The sequence below is a fragment of the Franconibacter daqui genome (genome assembly GCF_014644275.1).
GTDB lineage: Bacteria > Pseudomonadota > Gammaproteobacteria > Enterobacterales > Enterobacteriaceae > Franconibacter > Franconibacter pulveris.
In genome coordinates this window covers 1,273,534-1,287,942 of the sequence record NZ_BMKJ01000001.1, presented here as the reverse complement: position 1 = coordinate 1,287,942, position 14,409 = coordinate 1,273,534, and the positions used below count along the sequence as shown (strand labels likewise).

14 protein-coding genes are annotated in these 14,409 nt (G+C 56.6%); 5 read left to right on the top strand and 9 right to left on the bottom strand.

Going from position 1 to position 14,409, the window contains the following annotated elements:
* Nucleotides 1-112 precede the first annotated feature (112 nt).
* A complete protein-coding gene (gene mlc / locus IEX01_RS06140; protein WP_024557109.1) occupies nucleotides 113-1,330 on the bottom strand; it encodes a sugar metabolism global transcriptional regulator Mlc in 1,218 nt (405 codons plus the stop codon).
* A 94-nt stretch (nucleotides 1,331-1,424) separates the two neighbouring features.
* Nucleotides 1,425-2,357 (bottom strand): multidrug efflux transcriptional activator YnfL/SxtR(Kp), encoded by a 933-nt coding sequence (gene ynfL, locus IEX01_RS06135; RefSeq protein ID WP_024557110.1) that lies wholly within the window; start codon nucleotides 2,355-2,357, stop codon nucleotides 1,425-1,427.
* A 121-nt stretch (nucleotides 2,358-2,478) separates the two neighbouring features.
* Here ynfL and ynfM point away from each other — a divergent pair, with 121 nt between their 5' ends.
* The gene (ynfM, locus tag IEX01_RS06130) at nucleotides 2,479-3,729 is read left to right on the top strand and encodes a multidrug efflux MFS transporter YnfM/SxtP(Kp) (RefSeq protein ID WP_188723455.1); all 1,251 of its coding nucleotides are present in this window, start codon (nucleotides 2,479-2,481) and stop codon (nucleotides 3,727-3,729) included.
* A gap of 72 nt (nucleotides 3,730-3,801) precedes the next feature.
* The gene (locus tag IEX01_RS06125) at nucleotides 3,802-5,286 is read left to right on the top strand and encodes a carboxypeptidase M32 (RefSeq protein ID WP_188723454.1); all 1,485 of its coding nucleotides are present in this window, start codon (nucleotides 3,802-3,804) and stop codon (nucleotides 5,284-5,286) included.
* Between the two features lie 165 nt (nucleotides 5,287-5,451).
* Here IEX01_RS06125 and IEX01_RS06120 read toward each other — a convergent pair whose 3' ends face one another.
* The gene (locus tag IEX01_RS06120; RefSeq protein WP_188723453.1) at nucleotides 5,452-6,909 is read right to left on the bottom strand and encodes an MFS transporter; all 1,458 of its coding nucleotides are present in this window, start codon (nucleotides 6,907-6,909) and stop codon (nucleotides 5,452-5,454) included.
* Nucleotides 6,910-7,046: 137 nt separating this feature from the next.
* On the bottom strand, nucleotides 7,047-7,793 hold the full coding sequence (locus tag IEX01_RS06115) for a glucose 1-dehydrogenase (RefSeq protein WP_188723452.1): 747 nt from the start codon (nucleotides 7,791-7,793) through the stop codon (nucleotides 7,047-7,049).
* A gap of 128 nt (nucleotides 7,794-7,921) precedes the next feature.
* Here IEX01_RS06115 and IEX01_RS06110 point away from each other — a divergent pair, with 128 nt between their 5' ends.
* On the top strand, nucleotides 7,922-8,797 hold the full coding sequence (locus tag IEX01_RS06110) for a LysR family transcriptional regulator (protein WP_188723451.1): 876 nt from the start codon (nucleotides 7,922-7,924) through the stop codon (nucleotides 8,795-8,797).
* Here the strand turns inward: IEX01_RS06110 and IEX01_RS06105 are convergent.
* The 4 genes from IEX01_RS06105 to IEX01_RS06090 form a co-directional block, all read right to left on the bottom strand.
* Nucleotides 8,794-9,333, bottom strand: coding sequence for a cytochrome b (locus tag IEX01_RS06105; RefSeq protein WP_024557116.1), 540 nt, complete (start codon nucleotides 9,331-9,333; stop codon nucleotides 8,794-8,796). The genes IEX01_RS06110 and IEX01_RS06105 overlap by 4 nt on opposite strands.
* The gene (locus tag IEX01_RS06100) at nucleotides 9,330-10,385 is read right to left on the bottom strand and encodes a catalase family peroxidase (protein WP_188723450.1); all 1,056 of its coding nucleotides are present in this window, start codon (nucleotides 10,383-10,385) and stop codon (nucleotides 9,330-9,332) included. Before IEX01_RS06100 ends, IEX01_RS06105 begins: the two co-directional genes overlap by 4 nt.
* A 73-nt stretch (nucleotides 10,386-10,458) precedes the next feature.
* The gene (locus IEX01_RS06095) at nucleotides 10,459-11,031 is read right to left on the bottom strand and encodes a DUF308 domain-containing protein (protein ID WP_188723449.1); all 573 of its coding nucleotides are present in this window, start codon (nucleotides 11,029-11,031) and stop codon (nucleotides 10,459-10,461) included.
* Nucleotides 11,032-11,224: 193 nt separating this feature from the next.
* Nucleotides 11,225-11,809, bottom strand: coding sequence for a TetR/AcrR family transcriptional regulator (locus IEX01_RS06090; RefSeq protein ID WP_188723448.1), 585 nt, complete (start codon nucleotides 11,807-11,809; stop codon nucleotides 11,225-11,227).
* 344 nt (nucleotides 11,810-12,153) lie between these two features.
* Here IEX01_RS06090 and IEX01_RS06085 point away from each other — a divergent pair, with 344 nt between their 5' ends.
* Nucleotides 12,154-12,435, top strand: a complete 282-nt coding sequence (locus tag IEX01_RS06085) for a hypothetical protein (protein WP_188723447.1) — start codon at nucleotides 12,154-12,156, stop codon at nucleotides 12,433-12,435.
* 43 nt (nucleotides 12,436-12,478) lie between these two features.
* Here IEX01_RS06085 and IEX01_RS06080 read toward each other — a convergent pair whose 3' ends face one another.
* Nucleotides 12,479-13,399: an AraC family transcriptional regulator gene (locus tag IEX01_RS06080; RefSeq protein ID WP_024557121.1), complete on the bottom strand. Its 921-nt coding sequence runs from the start codon at nucleotides 13,397-13,399 to the stop codon at nucleotides 12,479-12,481.
* Between the two features lie 104 nt (nucleotides 13,400-13,503).
* Between IEX01_RS06080 and IEX01_RS06075 the strand changes: the two genes are divergently transcribed.
* Nucleotides 13,504-14,337: an oxidoreductase gene (locus IEX01_RS06075; RefSeq protein WP_188723446.1), complete on the top strand. Its 834-nt coding sequence runs from the start codon at nucleotides 13,504-13,506 to the stop codon at nucleotides 14,335-14,337.
* Nucleotides 14,338-14,409 lie beyond the last annotated feature (72 nt).

Below are 14,409 nucleotides of genomic sequence, written 5' to 3'. Positions count from 1 at the left end.
CGGTTATGCTCAGATAAATACAAACGAGAATAATTCAGTGGCGAAAGTGTAAAATAAGACGGTTGGCCTCAGATTGAGGTAGCGCAATTTTTGGTGGATGAGGTAAAAATTGTTACCCCTGCAACAGACGAATCAATAACGAACCGTTATACATCGCATCTTTCACCAGCGCGGCGCCCGCCATGGTGCCCCGGTTAGAGAACTGCGTGCTCTCGACGCTGATATGGTTGCTGTAGGCTGGCAATGCCTGCTGGCGAATGCAGTTTTCAATGGCGGGAAAGAGAATATCGGCCGCGCGGTTTAGCGGCGAGCCGATTAAAATTTTCTGCGGATTAAACAGGTTGACCATAATGGCCAGAATGCGCCCGACGTTGGTGCCAACGCCGAGGATAATGTCGCGAGCCAGCAGATCGCCGCTTAGCGCCGCGTCGCAAAGCGATTCAACGCTAAGCGGCTGACCATGCAGCATAGAACCCATCGACTGGTTCATCCGCTGCTGCGCCAGCTCCAGCACGCTGTCGATGCTGGCGATGGTTTCCAGGCAGCCGTGGTTGCCGCAATAGCAGCGTTTGCCGTAAGGGTCTACCTGAGTGTGGCCAATTTCGACCAGCGAACTGCTGCCCGCGTGCAACAAGCGCCCGTCGGTTATCACCCCGGCGCCCACGTTGTGGTCAATCACCACCTGAATAACATCCCGCGCGCCGCGCGATGCGCCGAACAGCGCCTCGGCCATGGTCCAGGCGCTGATATCGTGCTGAATGAACACCGGCACGCCGGTATGCGTTTCCAGCGCCTCGCCGAGCGGCATATCGGTGATGTCATAGAAAGGCATCTGTCGGACCAGGCCGCTTTCGGTATCAATGACGCCTGGCAGCGTAATGGCGATGGCGGTCAGCCGCTCCAGCTTCTGCTGGTGACGGATGAAAAAGGTATCGACATGCTGGATGATGCGCGCAAGCAGCGGCGCTTCGGCCGTCAGCGGCAAGTCGAGCTGCTCCTCCACCACCAGCTTGCTGCTTAAGTCACGCAGCGCGAGGTTGATTTCGCCACGGTTGATGCGCACTGAAAGGTAATGCCAGGCCTCGGTTTCCACCGCCAGCCCAACGGCAGGCCGTCCGCGGCTGCCCGGCTCCTGAATTTCCGTCTCCTGCACCAGATGCGCTTCGAGCATCTCACGAACAATTTTGGTTATGCTGGCGGGCGCGAGTTGCGCGAGGCGAGAGAGGTCGATACGTGACACCGGGCCGAGCTGATCGATCAGACGATAAACTGCGCCTGCATTGGTTTGTTTTATTTGATCAATATGGCCCGGCTGGCTATCAGCAACCACGTCTTGCTTCCTTATTTTCACGCTGCGAAATAAACCTTCGGCTATGGTGAAGCACTTCTACACATATCGTCAAATATTTCACCATGCTTGTGATTTACCGCACATTTTTTAGCGCCATCGCTGTGGGAGAGAGCGTTAACGCCGCTTCGCTGACCAGCGTCATAAAGCGCTCGCTGGCGGCGCTTATCTCATGGTGCTTAGACCAGACCAGCCACATCTCCGATACCGCGTCCGGCTCTTCAATCGCCACCCAGCGCATCTCCTCCAGCCGCACCCGCTGAAACGAAGCGGGCAGAATGGAGACGCCAAGCCCCGCCGCCACCAGCCCGATGATGGTCATCGCCTCTCCCACCTCCTGGGTTATCTGCGCCTTTACGCCGTAGCGGCGCAGCAGACCAATAATGTCGTCATAAAGCCCGGTGCCGACGTGCGGGTCGAAAAAGACGAACGGCTCATCCGCCAGCTCGCGCAGCGAGATTTTCTCCCGGGCGGCCAGCGGGTGTTCGCGGTGCAGCATCGCCATCAGCGGCTCACGCAGGATGAGCCGCCAGGCCAGCGTATCCGGCAACGGCGTGTTGCGCATCAGCCCGACATCCAGCGCGCCTTCGTTAAGCGGCGCTATCTGCGCGCGGGTGTTTATCTCCAGCGTCTGCAAATGCACGTCCGGATAACGCTGACGAAAAAGCGAAAGGCTGTCTGAAATGGCGCGGATAAAAGGCGCCGAGGAGGTAAAGCCGATGCGCAACTCGCCCGTCTCCCCCGCATGCAGCCGCCCGGCGCGTACGGCGGCGGCCTCCACCTGGCTTAAGATTTGTCGACTGTCGGCCAGAAACTGCAGCCCCGCCGCCGTTAAGCTGACGCTGCGGTTGGTGCGCGCCAGCAACCGGGCGCCAATCTGCGCTTCCAGCAGCTGGATCTGCTGGCTCAGAGGCGGCTGGGAGATATTCAGCCGGGCGGCGGCGCGGCCAAAATGAAGCTCTTCGGCGACTGCAACGAAGTAGCGTAAATGACGCAGTTCGATATTCATATTTTTAAAATATCATTTGAGATTATTAATATATTAGACAGAAGATTACGCGCTTTCTACCCTGAAAAGAAGGCGATACCCGTGGCCTGCAACAGCGGGGATGATGATTCAGGACATAACTTTGAGCCGTACCACTACAGCCAGCGAACTGACCCCCGCGCGCGCTGACGTTCAGGGCGTTAAAACGCCGGTCACCCACATCAAGCGCGGCACGCCGCTGTTTATGCGCGTCACGCTGGCCCTCTTTTCTGCGGGCCTCGCCACTTTCGCCCTGCTCTACTGCGTCCAGCCTATTCTGCCGGTACTCTCGCATGAGTTCGGCGTAACGCCTGCCGAGAGCAGTATTTCGCTTTCCATCTCCACCGCCATGCTCGCCGTCGGCCTGCTCTTTACCGGCCCGCTGTCCGACGCCATTGGCCGTAAAAATGTGATGGTGACGGCGCTGCTGCTCGCCTCGTGCTGTACGCTGCTTTCCACCCTGATGACCAGCTGGCATGGCATTTTGTTAATGCGCGCGCTGATTGGCCTCTCCCTGAGCGGCGTGGCGGCGGTGGGCATGACCTATCTTTCTGAAGAGATCCACCCGAGCGTGGTCGCCTTCTCAATGGGGCTTTACATCAGCGGCAACTCTATCGGCGGCATGAGCGGACGACTGCTGAGCGGCGTGGTGACCGATTTCTTCGGCTGGCGCGTGGCGCTCGCCGCCATCGGCTGCTTTGCCCTCGCGGCGGCGCTCATGTTCTGGAAGATCCTTCCCGCCTCGCGTCATTTCCGCCCCTCTTCCCTGCGCCCGAAAACGCTGTTTATTCACTTTCGCCTGCACTGGCGGGACGAAGGGCTGCCGCTGCTTTTCGCCGAAGGTTTTTTACTGATGGGCGCGTTCGTTACCCTCTTTAACTACATCGGCTACCGGCTGATGCTTTCGCCCTGGCACCTGAGCCAGGCGATGGTGGGGCTGCTCTCGGTGGCCTATCTCACCGGCACCTGGAGTTCGCCTAAGGCGGGCGCGATGACCGCGCGCTTTGGCCGCGGCCCGGTGATGTTAGCCTTTACCGGCGTAATGCTCTGCGGCTTGCTGATGACGCTCTTCTCCTCGCTGTGGCTGATTTTCGCAGGCATGCTGCTCTTTTCGGCAGGTTTTTTCGCCGCCCACTCGGTCGCCAGCAGCTGGATTGGCCCGCGGGCGAAGCGCGCCAAAGGCCAGGCTTCTTCGCTCTACCTGTTCAGCTATTATCTGGGTTCAAGCCTTGCCGGCACGCTGGGCGGCGTGTTCTGGCACGCCTGGGGCTGGAGCGGCGTGGGCGGTTTTATCGCCCTGCTGCTGGTGATGGCGCTCGGCGTCGGCGTACGTTTACACCATCGCGCCCATTAACGGGCGGTGGGCCTCGTGTTTCAGCGTGGTTAATGGTAGTTTCTTGCTTTGCCCATTCTGTCACGAGGCCTTATGAAAATGACAAATTATCAGCAGCTTACCCGCACTTTCCTGCGGCTTTCCCGCTTCTCTCATCTCTCTTCCATCGCCAGCTGGGATATGTTCGCCATGATGCCGCCCGGCGGCAGCCAGGCGCGCGGCGAAGCGCTGGCGGAGATGAGCGTGCTCACGCACCAGATCCTCACCGATAAACAGGTCGGCCAGTGGATTGCGGGCGCGGAGCAGGAAAACCTCAACGACGTTGAGCGCGCTAATCTGCGGGAAATCAAACGTCATTACGAGCAGGCCTCGCTGCTGCCGGAAGCGCTGGTGGAAGCGAAATCGCTGGCGGGCAGCCGCTGCGAACACGCCTGGCGCACGCAGCGTCCCAATAACGACTGGGAAGGCTTTTCACAAAACCTGAAAGAGGTGGTGAAGCTGAGCCGCGAAGAGGCGAAGTTGCGGGCTGAAGCGAAAGGCTGCTCGCGTTACGACGCCCTGCTCGACATCTTTGAGCCGCAGATGACCAGCGCGCGCCTCGACGCGCTTTTCGGCGATCTCAAAAGCTGGCTGCCGGACTTGCTCGCCCGGGCCACGGAGAAGCAGGCGCAGCGCGCGCTTATCGCCCCCGAAGGACCTTTCCCCACCGCCACGCAGCGCGAACTGGGGCTGGAAGCAATGAAGATGCTCGGCTTCGATTTCAACGGCGGGCGGCTGGACGTGAGCGCACACCCTTTCTGCGGCGGCGTGCCGGAAGATGTGCGTATCACCACCCGTTATAATGAAAACGAGCTTTTCAGCGCGCTGTTCGGCGTTATCCACGAGACCGGACATGCCCGCTATGAGCAGAACCTGCCGCGCGAATGGCCGGGCCAGCCGGTACAGCTGGCGCGCTCCACTGCGATTCACGAATCGCAAAGTCTTTTCTTTGAGATGCAACTGGGCCGCAGCGAGGCTTTCCTTACGCGTCTTTTACCGCACATTGTTCAGCGCTTTGGCGACCAGCCCGCTTTTGCGCCGGAAAATTACGTGGCGTGGAACCAGCGCGTGAAGCCAGGCTACATTCGCGTAGACGCCGACGAGGTAAGCTACCCGGCGCACGTCGTGCTGCGCTATGAGATAGAGCGAGCGCTAATCGACGGCGATATCGAAGTAGAAGATATTCCGGCGCTGTGGGATGAGAAAATGCAGGCGTGGCTGGGGCTCTCAACCAAAGGCAACTACCGCGACGGCTGCATGCAGGATATTCACTGGACCGACGGCGGCTTCGGCTATTTCCCGTCGTACACACTTGGCGCCATGTATGCCGCCCAGCTGTTCCACGCCGCCCGCGCCGCGCTGCCGCAGCTTAACGCCGATATCGCCCAGGGCGATTTCAGCGCGCTGTTCGACTGGCTGCGCCAGAATATCTGGCAGCACGGCAGCCGCTTCTCCACCTCGCAGTTGATTACCAATGCGACGGGTGAAGACCTCAGCGCGCGTTATTTCCGGGCGCATTTAGAGGCGCGCTATTTGTAAGCGTTCCAACTGGCGGGTGGCGCTGCGCCTACCCGCCATCAGACCGTTGCAAGCCCTTCTGTGGGTCATCAAGCATTGACGTGACATGCCCACACTTTAACGCAAACACCCCCACGCTAACGGCCATCCTGCAAAAACACGCTCAGCCGTTTGACCTTCGTTACGTTACTTGAGGGAAAGGCTGGCCTGCGCTGAAGACAGCCCAGAGGAGCGCCGGATAAGCCGGATACTTAGCCCGGCGCCGCTGGCGAGGCATACCGCCATCGCCAGAAGCGCGACGATAAAGGCATGGGTGATATTTGCTCCGCTTTTGTCGTTATCCAGTATGCTGTAAAAAATGCCGCCGATTACGGCGACGCTCAGCGCGGTGCTGATTTGTAACGCCGCGCTGGTGACGCCGGCAATCATGCCTGAGAACGGTGGCGCAACGCGGCCGGTCACCATCCGCACAAGCGTAGGCATCGCCAGCCCCTGGCCAAGACCGGTAACAAAAAGCAGTACGGCGAGCGGCAGCATAGCTGGCGGGTTGCCCGTCATGGTATTGGCAATCAACCATGCCAGGCCTGCTAACCCCAGGGTCTCGCATCCCATTCCGATTGCGCTCAGATAGTTTCCGACAAAACGCCTCAGGTAAGGCGTCAGCAACGGTCCGATCAGAAAGCCGACGCCAAAGGGCAGAAATACCAGGCCCGCGGACAGGGCGTTTAACCGCAACGCGCCTTGCAGATAAACAGAAAATAAAAGAAAGAAGGCGCCGATGGAATAAAGCAGTAAAACGATCGCCAGTCCCTGGCCCAGCCCCGGCGCGCGCAACACAGCCGGATCAAGCAGCGGCGAGCCGCCCTTCTGGCTAAGACGACCTTCATAACGCCATAACAACGAGGCCAGCAGCGGGAATGCAAGAAATGACAGCCACGTCCACCAGGGCCATCCCGCCTCACGGCCTTCAATCAACGGCACAATCAGCGCGCTCAGCGTGACGGTTGCCAGCAGCGTGCCGACAGGGTCCAGTTTCTGTGCAGATTGCGCCCTCGTCTCTTTCAGCAGCGGCAGGCCAAACAGAATGACCAGCAGCGCCACCGGCAGATTAACAAGAAAAATAGCCCGCCACCCCAGGTGAAACAGGTCCGCTGAAATCAGAATGCCGCCCAAAACCTGTCCGATAACCGAGGCCAGGCCAAACACGGCGCCATAGATACTCAGCGCTAACGGTTTTTCCGCTTCCGGGAAAATGGCCTGCACGGAGGCCAGCGCCTGGGGCGCCATAATGGCGGCCGTGGCGCCCTGTAAGATGCGTCCGGTAATCAGTACCCACGGTGACCAGGCTAAACCGCACAGCAGCGATGCAGCGGCAAAACCGATAAGCCCAAGGAAAAACATCTTCCCACGACCATAAATATCGCCCAGCCGGCCGCCGGTAATTAATGTCACCGCATACACGGCAGCATAGGATGAAATAACCAGCTGTTCAGCGGAGGAAGAGGCGCCCAGCTCGCCCTGAATGGCAGGCAGCGCAACATTAACGATAAAAAAATCGAGCGGCGGCAAAAATGCGCCGACCAGTAAAATGACAAACATTGCCCAGCGACGCGGCTCGGCTTGTGTGATGGCATGTGTCGACATAGAACACTCCCTATGTAACGGTTGCGTCCCCCGCAAGAGACGCTTTTGTTATGGCGAAATGTGCGGTTAACCTGTTTTGCATGCTGGCGCGGGGCGAGCCGTACCAACGCCGAATCGCCCCTACCGCGTACGGTCTGTCAGCGCATGCCGCCTGAGGCCAGAATCACCTCACCGGTGACCCACCCCGCGTCGTCTGATGCAAGAAATGAGACGATCGGGGCAACATCCTGCACCTGGCCGATGCGGCCAAGCGGCGTCTGCTTTTCATTCCAGGTCTGGAAATCGGAGTTCATCGCGCCTGCACGATGGCTGCCTTCCGTTTCGATAAGACCCGGGTTGACCGCATTGACGCGTATTCCCCGGGGGCCGAGTTCTCGTGAGAGTACGCCGGTGATAGCGTCAATCGCCCCTTTGGCGCCGCTGTAGATGGCGCTCTCGGCGATAAAGACACGGGTGACGAACGAACTGATGTTAATGATGCTGCTGCCTTCATTGAGGTGCGGCGCGGCGGCGCCAGTTAACAACAGCGGGCCCAGGACATTGATGTCGAACTGCCTGCGGTAGAGCGCTTCGGTGCTCTCTTCAATCCTGGCGAACTGATAAATACCGGCGTTGTTCACCACAATGTCCAGGCGCCCGAAATGGTCGATAGCCGAGTTGACCAGCGCCTCTACCTCCGCCTGGTTGGTGACATCCGCCGCTACTGCCACGGCCTGCCCGCCAGCGGCTTCAATCTCGGCAACGACCTTATCGGCGCCGCTTCTGTTTGAGGCGTAATTGACAATGACCTTCGCGCCGTCAGCCGCCAGCTGACGGGCAATGCCTGCGCCAATGCCGCTGGAGCCGCCGGTCACAATGGCAACTTTGTTGTTTAATTTGTTCATCTTTTTCGCTTCCTGTATTGCCGCCCGGGGCGCCTTAGTTGAGGAAGCTATAGTGATATCGACAAAGTTGTTTTGGAACTGACACTTTTGTATATTCGATGTTCATTTTTGAACGGCGAGACGATGACATGGAATGGGGCGACGTCCGGATATTTCTTGCAGTCCTTCGCAAGGGCTCTTTCGGTGAGGCGGCCCGAAGCCTTGGCGTGAGCCATCCGACCGTTGGGCGCCGGATAAAGGCGCTTGAGGCTGAGGCGCAGCAAGCGCTATTTCGTCGGACAAGGGATGGTCTGGTGCTGACGGACGCCGGCGACAGGGTTCTGGCGCTGGCAGAAGCGGTGGAAAATTCCGCGCTGGCGATGGAACGGCGCCTGGCAGGTAATCACGAACGTCTTGAAGGGATATTGCGGATATCGTCAGCGGAGTGGTTTGCTAACTATGTTCTGGCACCGGTCCTGTGCGAGCTGACGCGCCGCCATCCGGCGATTGTGCCGGAAGTCATCGCAAGCTACCGTTTGCTCAATCTGTCGCGCCGTGATGCCGACATCGCGTTTCGCATTGTTCCCTTTACCGAACCGGATATTGTCCAGCGCCGCCTGATGAGCATTCCCTATGCGCTGTATGGCTCGCCGGAAATCGCGCATATTGCGCAACACAACCCGGCCGCGGTGGGGCTTATTCTCATGAACACGGCGCAATCCCACTTTTCTGACGTCGCCTGGCTGCTCGACAGGTTCCCTCTGTCACGACGTGTGTTCACCAGCACCAGCCGGGCCGTTCAGGCGCAGATGTGCCAGCGGGGTATGGGGATAGCCGTGCTGCCGCGGCCGATTGGCGACGCCATAGCCGGATTGCAGAGCATTCCCATGCCGGAGCCGCCGCCATCCAAAGATATCTGGGTGGGGTATCACTCTGACCTCCGGCATATGGATCGCCTGCGTGTCATGCTGGATATCGCCGATGCGATGCTTGCGGACCCCGCGACGTCAGCGACACGAACTTAGGGTTTACGGATGCCCGTCATACTGCTGAACACGCCGTCACGCAGCACTAAAGCATGCAGTAGCGCAGCGGCAAGATGAAGCATGACGGTTGCAAATAACGCCAGGGCAACCCAGGTGTGAAGCGGCCTTAATATCGCATACCAGTCGTTATTTACCGCCATAATGGGTGGCAAAACCAGCCCATTACCTAAAGTGATGGGATACCCTGCTGCTGAGAGCATTGCCCACCCTATCAGCGGCTGCGCCAGCATCATCAGATAGAGCGCCCAGTGCGAAAGATGGGCCATTGCGCGCTGCCAGGCAGGCAGGGATGCGGGCAAAGCGGGTGTGGCCGTGGTGAAGCGCAACCACAAGCGCACGATCACCAGAAGCAATATCATCACGCCCAGAGGCTTGTGGATAGAGACCAGCACGCTGTGCAGGGAAGATACTGTCGAGACCATCGCCACACCGATAAACAACATCGCGAGAATCGCTGCGGCCATCAGCCAGTGCACAATGCGCAGAGCCGGATGAAAATAAGCTGTCTTGTTCATAAATGCGCTCCTGCCTGTTGCGCCTGTTCATGGGTGCGCAGATTATAGGATTTAGCATAAGCCGATGAGCGCGCGTTAAGTATCGGGTCATCAGATGCCGCCATCCCGTCGGGTAAAATCAACGGATCGTAGTTGATGTCGTTACAGGGTCCCTGCTGTTGAGGTAAGGCCTTATTTAATACTAACGTCCCGGCATTGATCGTTTTCCGGTCGGCTGGCCATGCTTTTGTAGCGTCGTTACCCTCATCCCCCGCCTGAGCCAGCGTGAACACGAGATCCCATTCCAGCGCGCCCTGCTCCAGACGATGCGCAAGATCCTGTTGCAGAAAATCTTTGTTCTGTTTATCGGCGTCGCTTAGTGGTGAAAAACGGGTATGCGGCACCATGCTCCAGCGCACCAGATGTTCATTGCCCGCCCGATCGATCAGGCGAAAAGCATTGAGGCTGTTAAAACGATCGCTGGCCCAGCTTGAAGAAGGCGTGTATTGCTTTGCCCACGCAAAAAACGGTTTTACTTCCGGATGCTTCATGACAAAGGCGTGCAATTTTTCCGGATTCGGTTTTCCGGTTGCAGGATCCGGCAGGGTCGCAGCTTGAAGTTCATAAAAACTTTCAACGGAACTGACGGGGAAAAACGGCATGGCGTTCATGCCGGTGCGCCACTGCTCACCATTAGCCTGTTGAAAGGATAGCGCCATACTCCGCACGGGCACGGCATAATCCGGCGCGCCCGGATTACCGCCCGCAATGGCAAAACGCCCTGTTACCGCGGTTTCACCTTTGCTGAATATTGAAGCACGTGACAGCGTGCTGGCATTGCCGTTTGAGATAAAATTGCCAAGCACGCATATGCCTTTAGCATGATTACGGCGATAGCCTTTATGTATTCCACCCGATTGTTGTAAGACGTTGATAAGCTTATCCGAAGTCAGGCGTTCAGGCGTAAGCCAACCGCCAGTCCATAGAAATAACAAACAGAGAATCAGCGGAATAATGCCGACCAGCGCCAGACGCACCAGTGTCTGTTTGTTTATGTGTGCTTTGATATTCATATTATTAACTCATTCTGCGCACGATATCTTTAAAAAGAAAAGTGCAGTGATTTAATCAGCGTCGCGCCTGTATTCAGCCTGGCTGTTTCGCTTCTCTTTTTTGTCGAACAGTAAGCGACACGGCGGATATGCAGAAATAGACGGCGCCAAACGCGGCATAGCCCGCAATATTGACTATCGACGGCGGCTCTGGCGTCCGGGCCTGAAAGATAAAAAATGCGCCTGCAAACGCTGACTGAGCGCCACTTAATATCATGCTCCATTGCGCGCCATACTGTTTCCAGCGTTGAGCAGCCGCACCCAGTTGCAGCAGGCCGGATAATATTGCCCAGACACCGAACAGGCGAATCACATTATCTATGCCGCTTTTAATGGTTAATATCACGGCAAGGGTAGTGACGGCGCTGACGATAATATTTATTGTCTGCATCCGGCTACGACCGAATCCACCGCTTTTAACTGCATCAGTATAATTCGCCAACGCATCCCATGCTGGATAGAGAATTAACAAAATCATCGCCCAAAAATAGGAGGACTGCCCAGCGGTAAAAACGGCAATAACCCATAAAACCGAGAAAACCGTACGGGTAAAATAATAGTGCTTGAGCCAATTCTGCTGGTTCTCGTAATGAATACTATCTGACATATAACCCTCTCAACCTGGCAAGTTGAATAAACGAAGCCGTATTTTACGCTTCTCCTCGCCAACAAACCTACTAGTTGGTAGGTAAAAGATCAACAGGTTTTGTTGCGAATCAGGTTATCTCATAACAGGGGAACAGGGAGTAATGATGAGGTTTAGCAAAAGCGCTGCCCGGTTACGTCAAACCGGGCAACCGTCAGGCTACTTTTACCATCTTGTTTATCAGCGGCCAGGCAATTTGATCAAACACCTGCGGATTATTAAATGCCCGTGCTGCCAGCATGGCGCCATGCATGCCAGCCATCAGCGTTTTGGCTTCGACTTCCGCCGTTTCATTTAGCTGGAACACACCCTGCTCTTCACCAGCGCTGAGTAATGATGCCAGCCAGTCAGAAAGATCGCTGAAATGACCCGTGACTTCAGCGGCAATATCCTCAGGCAGAGTCGGAAGTTCAACGGCAAGCATCACGCAGATGCAAAATGGCGATACGCCATCTTTGATACACGCCGACCAGAAATCGGCATACCCTTTCAGTTTGGCAAGCGGATCGTTTACTTGCTGATCCATGGCCGCCATACCCGCCTGCGCTTCTGCGCGGTAGTCCTGCACAACAGCCTTAACTAAATCTTCTTTACCTGGAAAATGGTGATGGATACTGGCCTTGCGGATGCCCACCCGCTCAGCAAGATCGGCATAGCTAAAACTCTTATATCCTCCAGCGGTGAGCAGTTGCCTCGTATTTGCCATAATTTCACGCGCTTTTGGCGAACGTTCGATCATTTCATTCTCCAGTAATCAATCCAGACGAAAAAAAGAGGGGCTATCAGCGTCATGGGCAACCTACTGACAGGCAGCGATATTGTCAAACAGCCTGCGCTGATGCGAGCTGAACGCGATCAGGGTCGTCGTATCATCCCTCCCCTTTTCTTTTAAAACCGTTGCAGCCGCGTTTTCAGGCGCATCTGAACAGCATTGACACCCACCCATCCTACTACTAGGATGGCTGCGATTCAACTATACCACCGGGATGGCACCGGCCTGCATAGTGATAGACCAGCTATGCCTGAACACTGAGCAAAAAAACGTCATCGCATTAAAAATAAACCGAGAAGTGGAGAAAATTCATGACGGTTATCCGTTTTCCCGACAGGCAAAAGTTAGCGACAGCAGAAGCCCAGAACCGAGCATTTTCCAGCTTAAGTGAAACGAAGAAAGAACAAGCGCAGGTGGCTGAACCTTTACAGCGAAGCCGCCGAACGGAGTATGCAGGTGATAACGAAGCCGTTCGCCACTTCGCATTGATGATAGCCGACAAACTTTTACGCGATCCGGAGCTTAATCATGCTGCGCCCTTTATGGTGGACAAAATAATCAGGATGTTGGTTATTGCATCTCATGATCTTTAGCAACAGCCCTTTCACACTGAAGATGTGCAATACCGGACAAGCTTTAATGCGAGGAAACAAAGAGCGACGCTTGCTGAGCGGGTGGAACGGCGAAGTTACGCTGCATGCGTTTGATCTCCTCTGCCGGTGGCAGACCAAACAGGCGTTTGAACTCGCGATTAAATTGCGACGGGCTTTCATAGCCGACGGCATAGCTCGCGGCGGCAGCGGTCATATGCTCACGCACCATTAACATCCGCGCCTGGTGCAGGCGTACCGATTTCACATACTGCATCGGCGGCACTTGAGTTATCGCTTTGAAATGGCTATGAAACGTCGGCACGCTCATTCCGGCCTCCATCGCCAGTTGCGTCAGCGTTAACGGCTCAGCATAGGCGGCATGGATGCGTTGTAACGCTTTGCCGATTTTGCCGAACTGCCCCTGCAAGGTCAGTGCGGCGCGCATTGCGTTGCCCTGTGCGCCTGTCAGTACGCGGAAATAGAGCTCACGTACCCGCGCTGGGCCGAGGATCGCCGCCTCAAGCGGATTGTTCAGGACTTCAAGCAAGCGCAGCACGGCTGTTTTTATCGTGTCGTCCATCGGGCTCGACATCATGCTTTGCGGCGCGGCGGGAGGATGCGGGATGTCATGCTGTTCAATCTGCAATATCAGTTCAGCGGCAAGCTGAAAATCCAGATGCATATAAATCGCCAGCAACGGGTGTTCTGCCGAAGCGTCGGTCTCCATCACAAACGGCACCGGCACCGAAACCGCCAGGTAGTGCTGCTCATCATATAAATAGGTCTGCTGGCCGAAGAAACCGCGTTTGCTGCCCTGGCAGACAATCACAATCCCCGGGTCGTAAAGCACAGGCGTTCTGGCAAGCGGACGATCGGCACGCAAAATTCGCACATCAGGCAACGCAGTGAGGTTATACCCCTCCTGCACCGCAAGGGCTTTCACCAGAGCAATCATCCCGGACATCACTACACCTCATAAGATCAGGCAATAAAACGAGAAAATACGGCCTAAAAATGCGCCAGTACAGACAATAACATGCAGTCTCGACTGTTCATGGGAGTTCTTTTATGTCATCTGCAAAAACCATTTTAATTACCGGCGTCAGCAGCGGCTTTGGTCGTGCGCTGGCGCAGGAAGCCCTCGCTGCAGGCCATAAGGTCATCGGTACGGTGCGCAATCGCGAAGCACAGCAGGCTTTCGAGGCGCTTGATGCGCAGCGGGCTTTCGGCCGCCTGCTTGATGTCACGGACGTTGAGCGGATTGATAAGGCAGTGGCAGAGATTTCATCCGCCTTCGGCCCGGTTGACGTACTGGTGAACAATGCCGGTTACGGCTATGAAGGCATTCTGGAAGAATCCCCGCTCGCCGAGATGCGCCGCCAGTTTGATGTCAATGTGTTTGGCGCAGTGGCGATGATCAAAGCCGTGCTGCCGGGCATGCGCGAGCGTCGCAGCGGGCACATTATCAATATCACCTCAATGGGCGGGTTTATCACCATGCCGGGGATCGCTTACTACTGCGGCAGCAAATTTGCGCTGGAAGGGATATCAGAAACATTAAGCAAAGAGCTTGCCCCGTTCAACATACAGGTGACCGCCGTGGCGCCTGGCTCGTTTCGTACGGACTGGGCCGGGCGTTCAATGATACGCAGCACCCGCAGCATCCCGGACTATGACGCTTTATTCGACCCCATCCGGCAGGCGCGCAAGGAAAAAAGCGGTAAGCAACCCGGCGACCCGGTTAAGGCCGCACGCGCCATGCTGGCGTTGATTGAGAGCCAGTCACCGCCCACGCACTTGTTGTTAGGCAGCGATGCGTTAGAGTTGGTGCGGCATAAGCTTGCGGCATTAGGTAAGGAAATAGACCAGTGGGAAAAGTTGACACGTTCTACGGATGGTTAATATACAGAGCGTAACGGGATAACCGAGGGTGGCCGTCGCACGCGCGGCCATCCCGGGATGGCCGCCGTGTTA

Excerpts from the sequence above, each read along its gene's own strand:
- ynfL (WP_024557110.1), bottom strand. The coding sequence starts at position 2,357 with ATGAATATCGAACTGCGTCATTTACGCTACTTCGTTGCAGTCGCCGAA.
- IEX01_RS06125 (WP_188723454.1), top strand. The coding sequence starts at position 3,802 with ATGAAAATGACAAATTATCAGCAGCTTACCCGCACTTTCCTGCGGCTT.
- IEX01_RS06120 (WP_188723453.1), bottom strand. The coding sequence starts at position 6,909 with ATGTCGACACATGCCATCACACAAGCCGAGCCGCGTCGCTGGGCAATG.
- IEX01_RS06115 (WP_188723452.1), bottom strand. The coding sequence starts at position 7,793 with ATGAACAAATTAAACAACAAAGTTGCCATTGTGACCGGCGGCTCCAGC.
- IEX01_RS06110 (WP_188723451.1), top strand. The coding sequence starts at position 7,922 with ATGGAATGGGGCGACGTCCGGATATTTCTTGCAGTCCTTCGCAAGGGC.
- IEX01_RS06105 (WP_024557116.1), bottom strand. The coding sequence starts at position 9,333 with ATGAACAAGACAGCTTATTTTCATCCGGCTCTGCGCATTGTGCACTGG.
- IEX01_RS06100 (WP_188723450.1), bottom strand. The coding sequence starts at position 10,385 with ATGAATATCAAAGCACACATAAACAAACAGACACTGGTGCGTCTGGCG.
- IEX01_RS06095 (WP_188723449.1), bottom strand. The coding sequence starts at position 11,031 with ATGTCAGATAGTATTCATTACGAGAACCAGCAGAATTGGCTCAAGCAC.
- IEX01_RS06090 (WP_188723448.1), bottom strand. The coding sequence starts at position 11,809 with ATGATCGAACGTTCGCCAAAAGCGCGTGAAATTATGGCAAATACGAGG.
- IEX01_RS06085 (WP_188723447.1), top strand. The coding sequence starts at position 12,154 with ATGACGGTTATCCGTTTTCCCGACAGGCAAAAGTTAGCGACAGCAGAA.
- IEX01_RS06080 (WP_024557121.1), bottom strand. The coding sequence starts at position 13,399 with ATGTCCGGGATGATTGCTCTGGTGAAAGCCCTTGCGGTGCAGGAGGGG.
- IEX01_RS06075 (WP_188723446.1), top strand. The coding sequence starts at position 13,504 with ATGTCATCTGCAAAAACCATTTTAATTACCGGCGTCAGCAGCGGCTTT.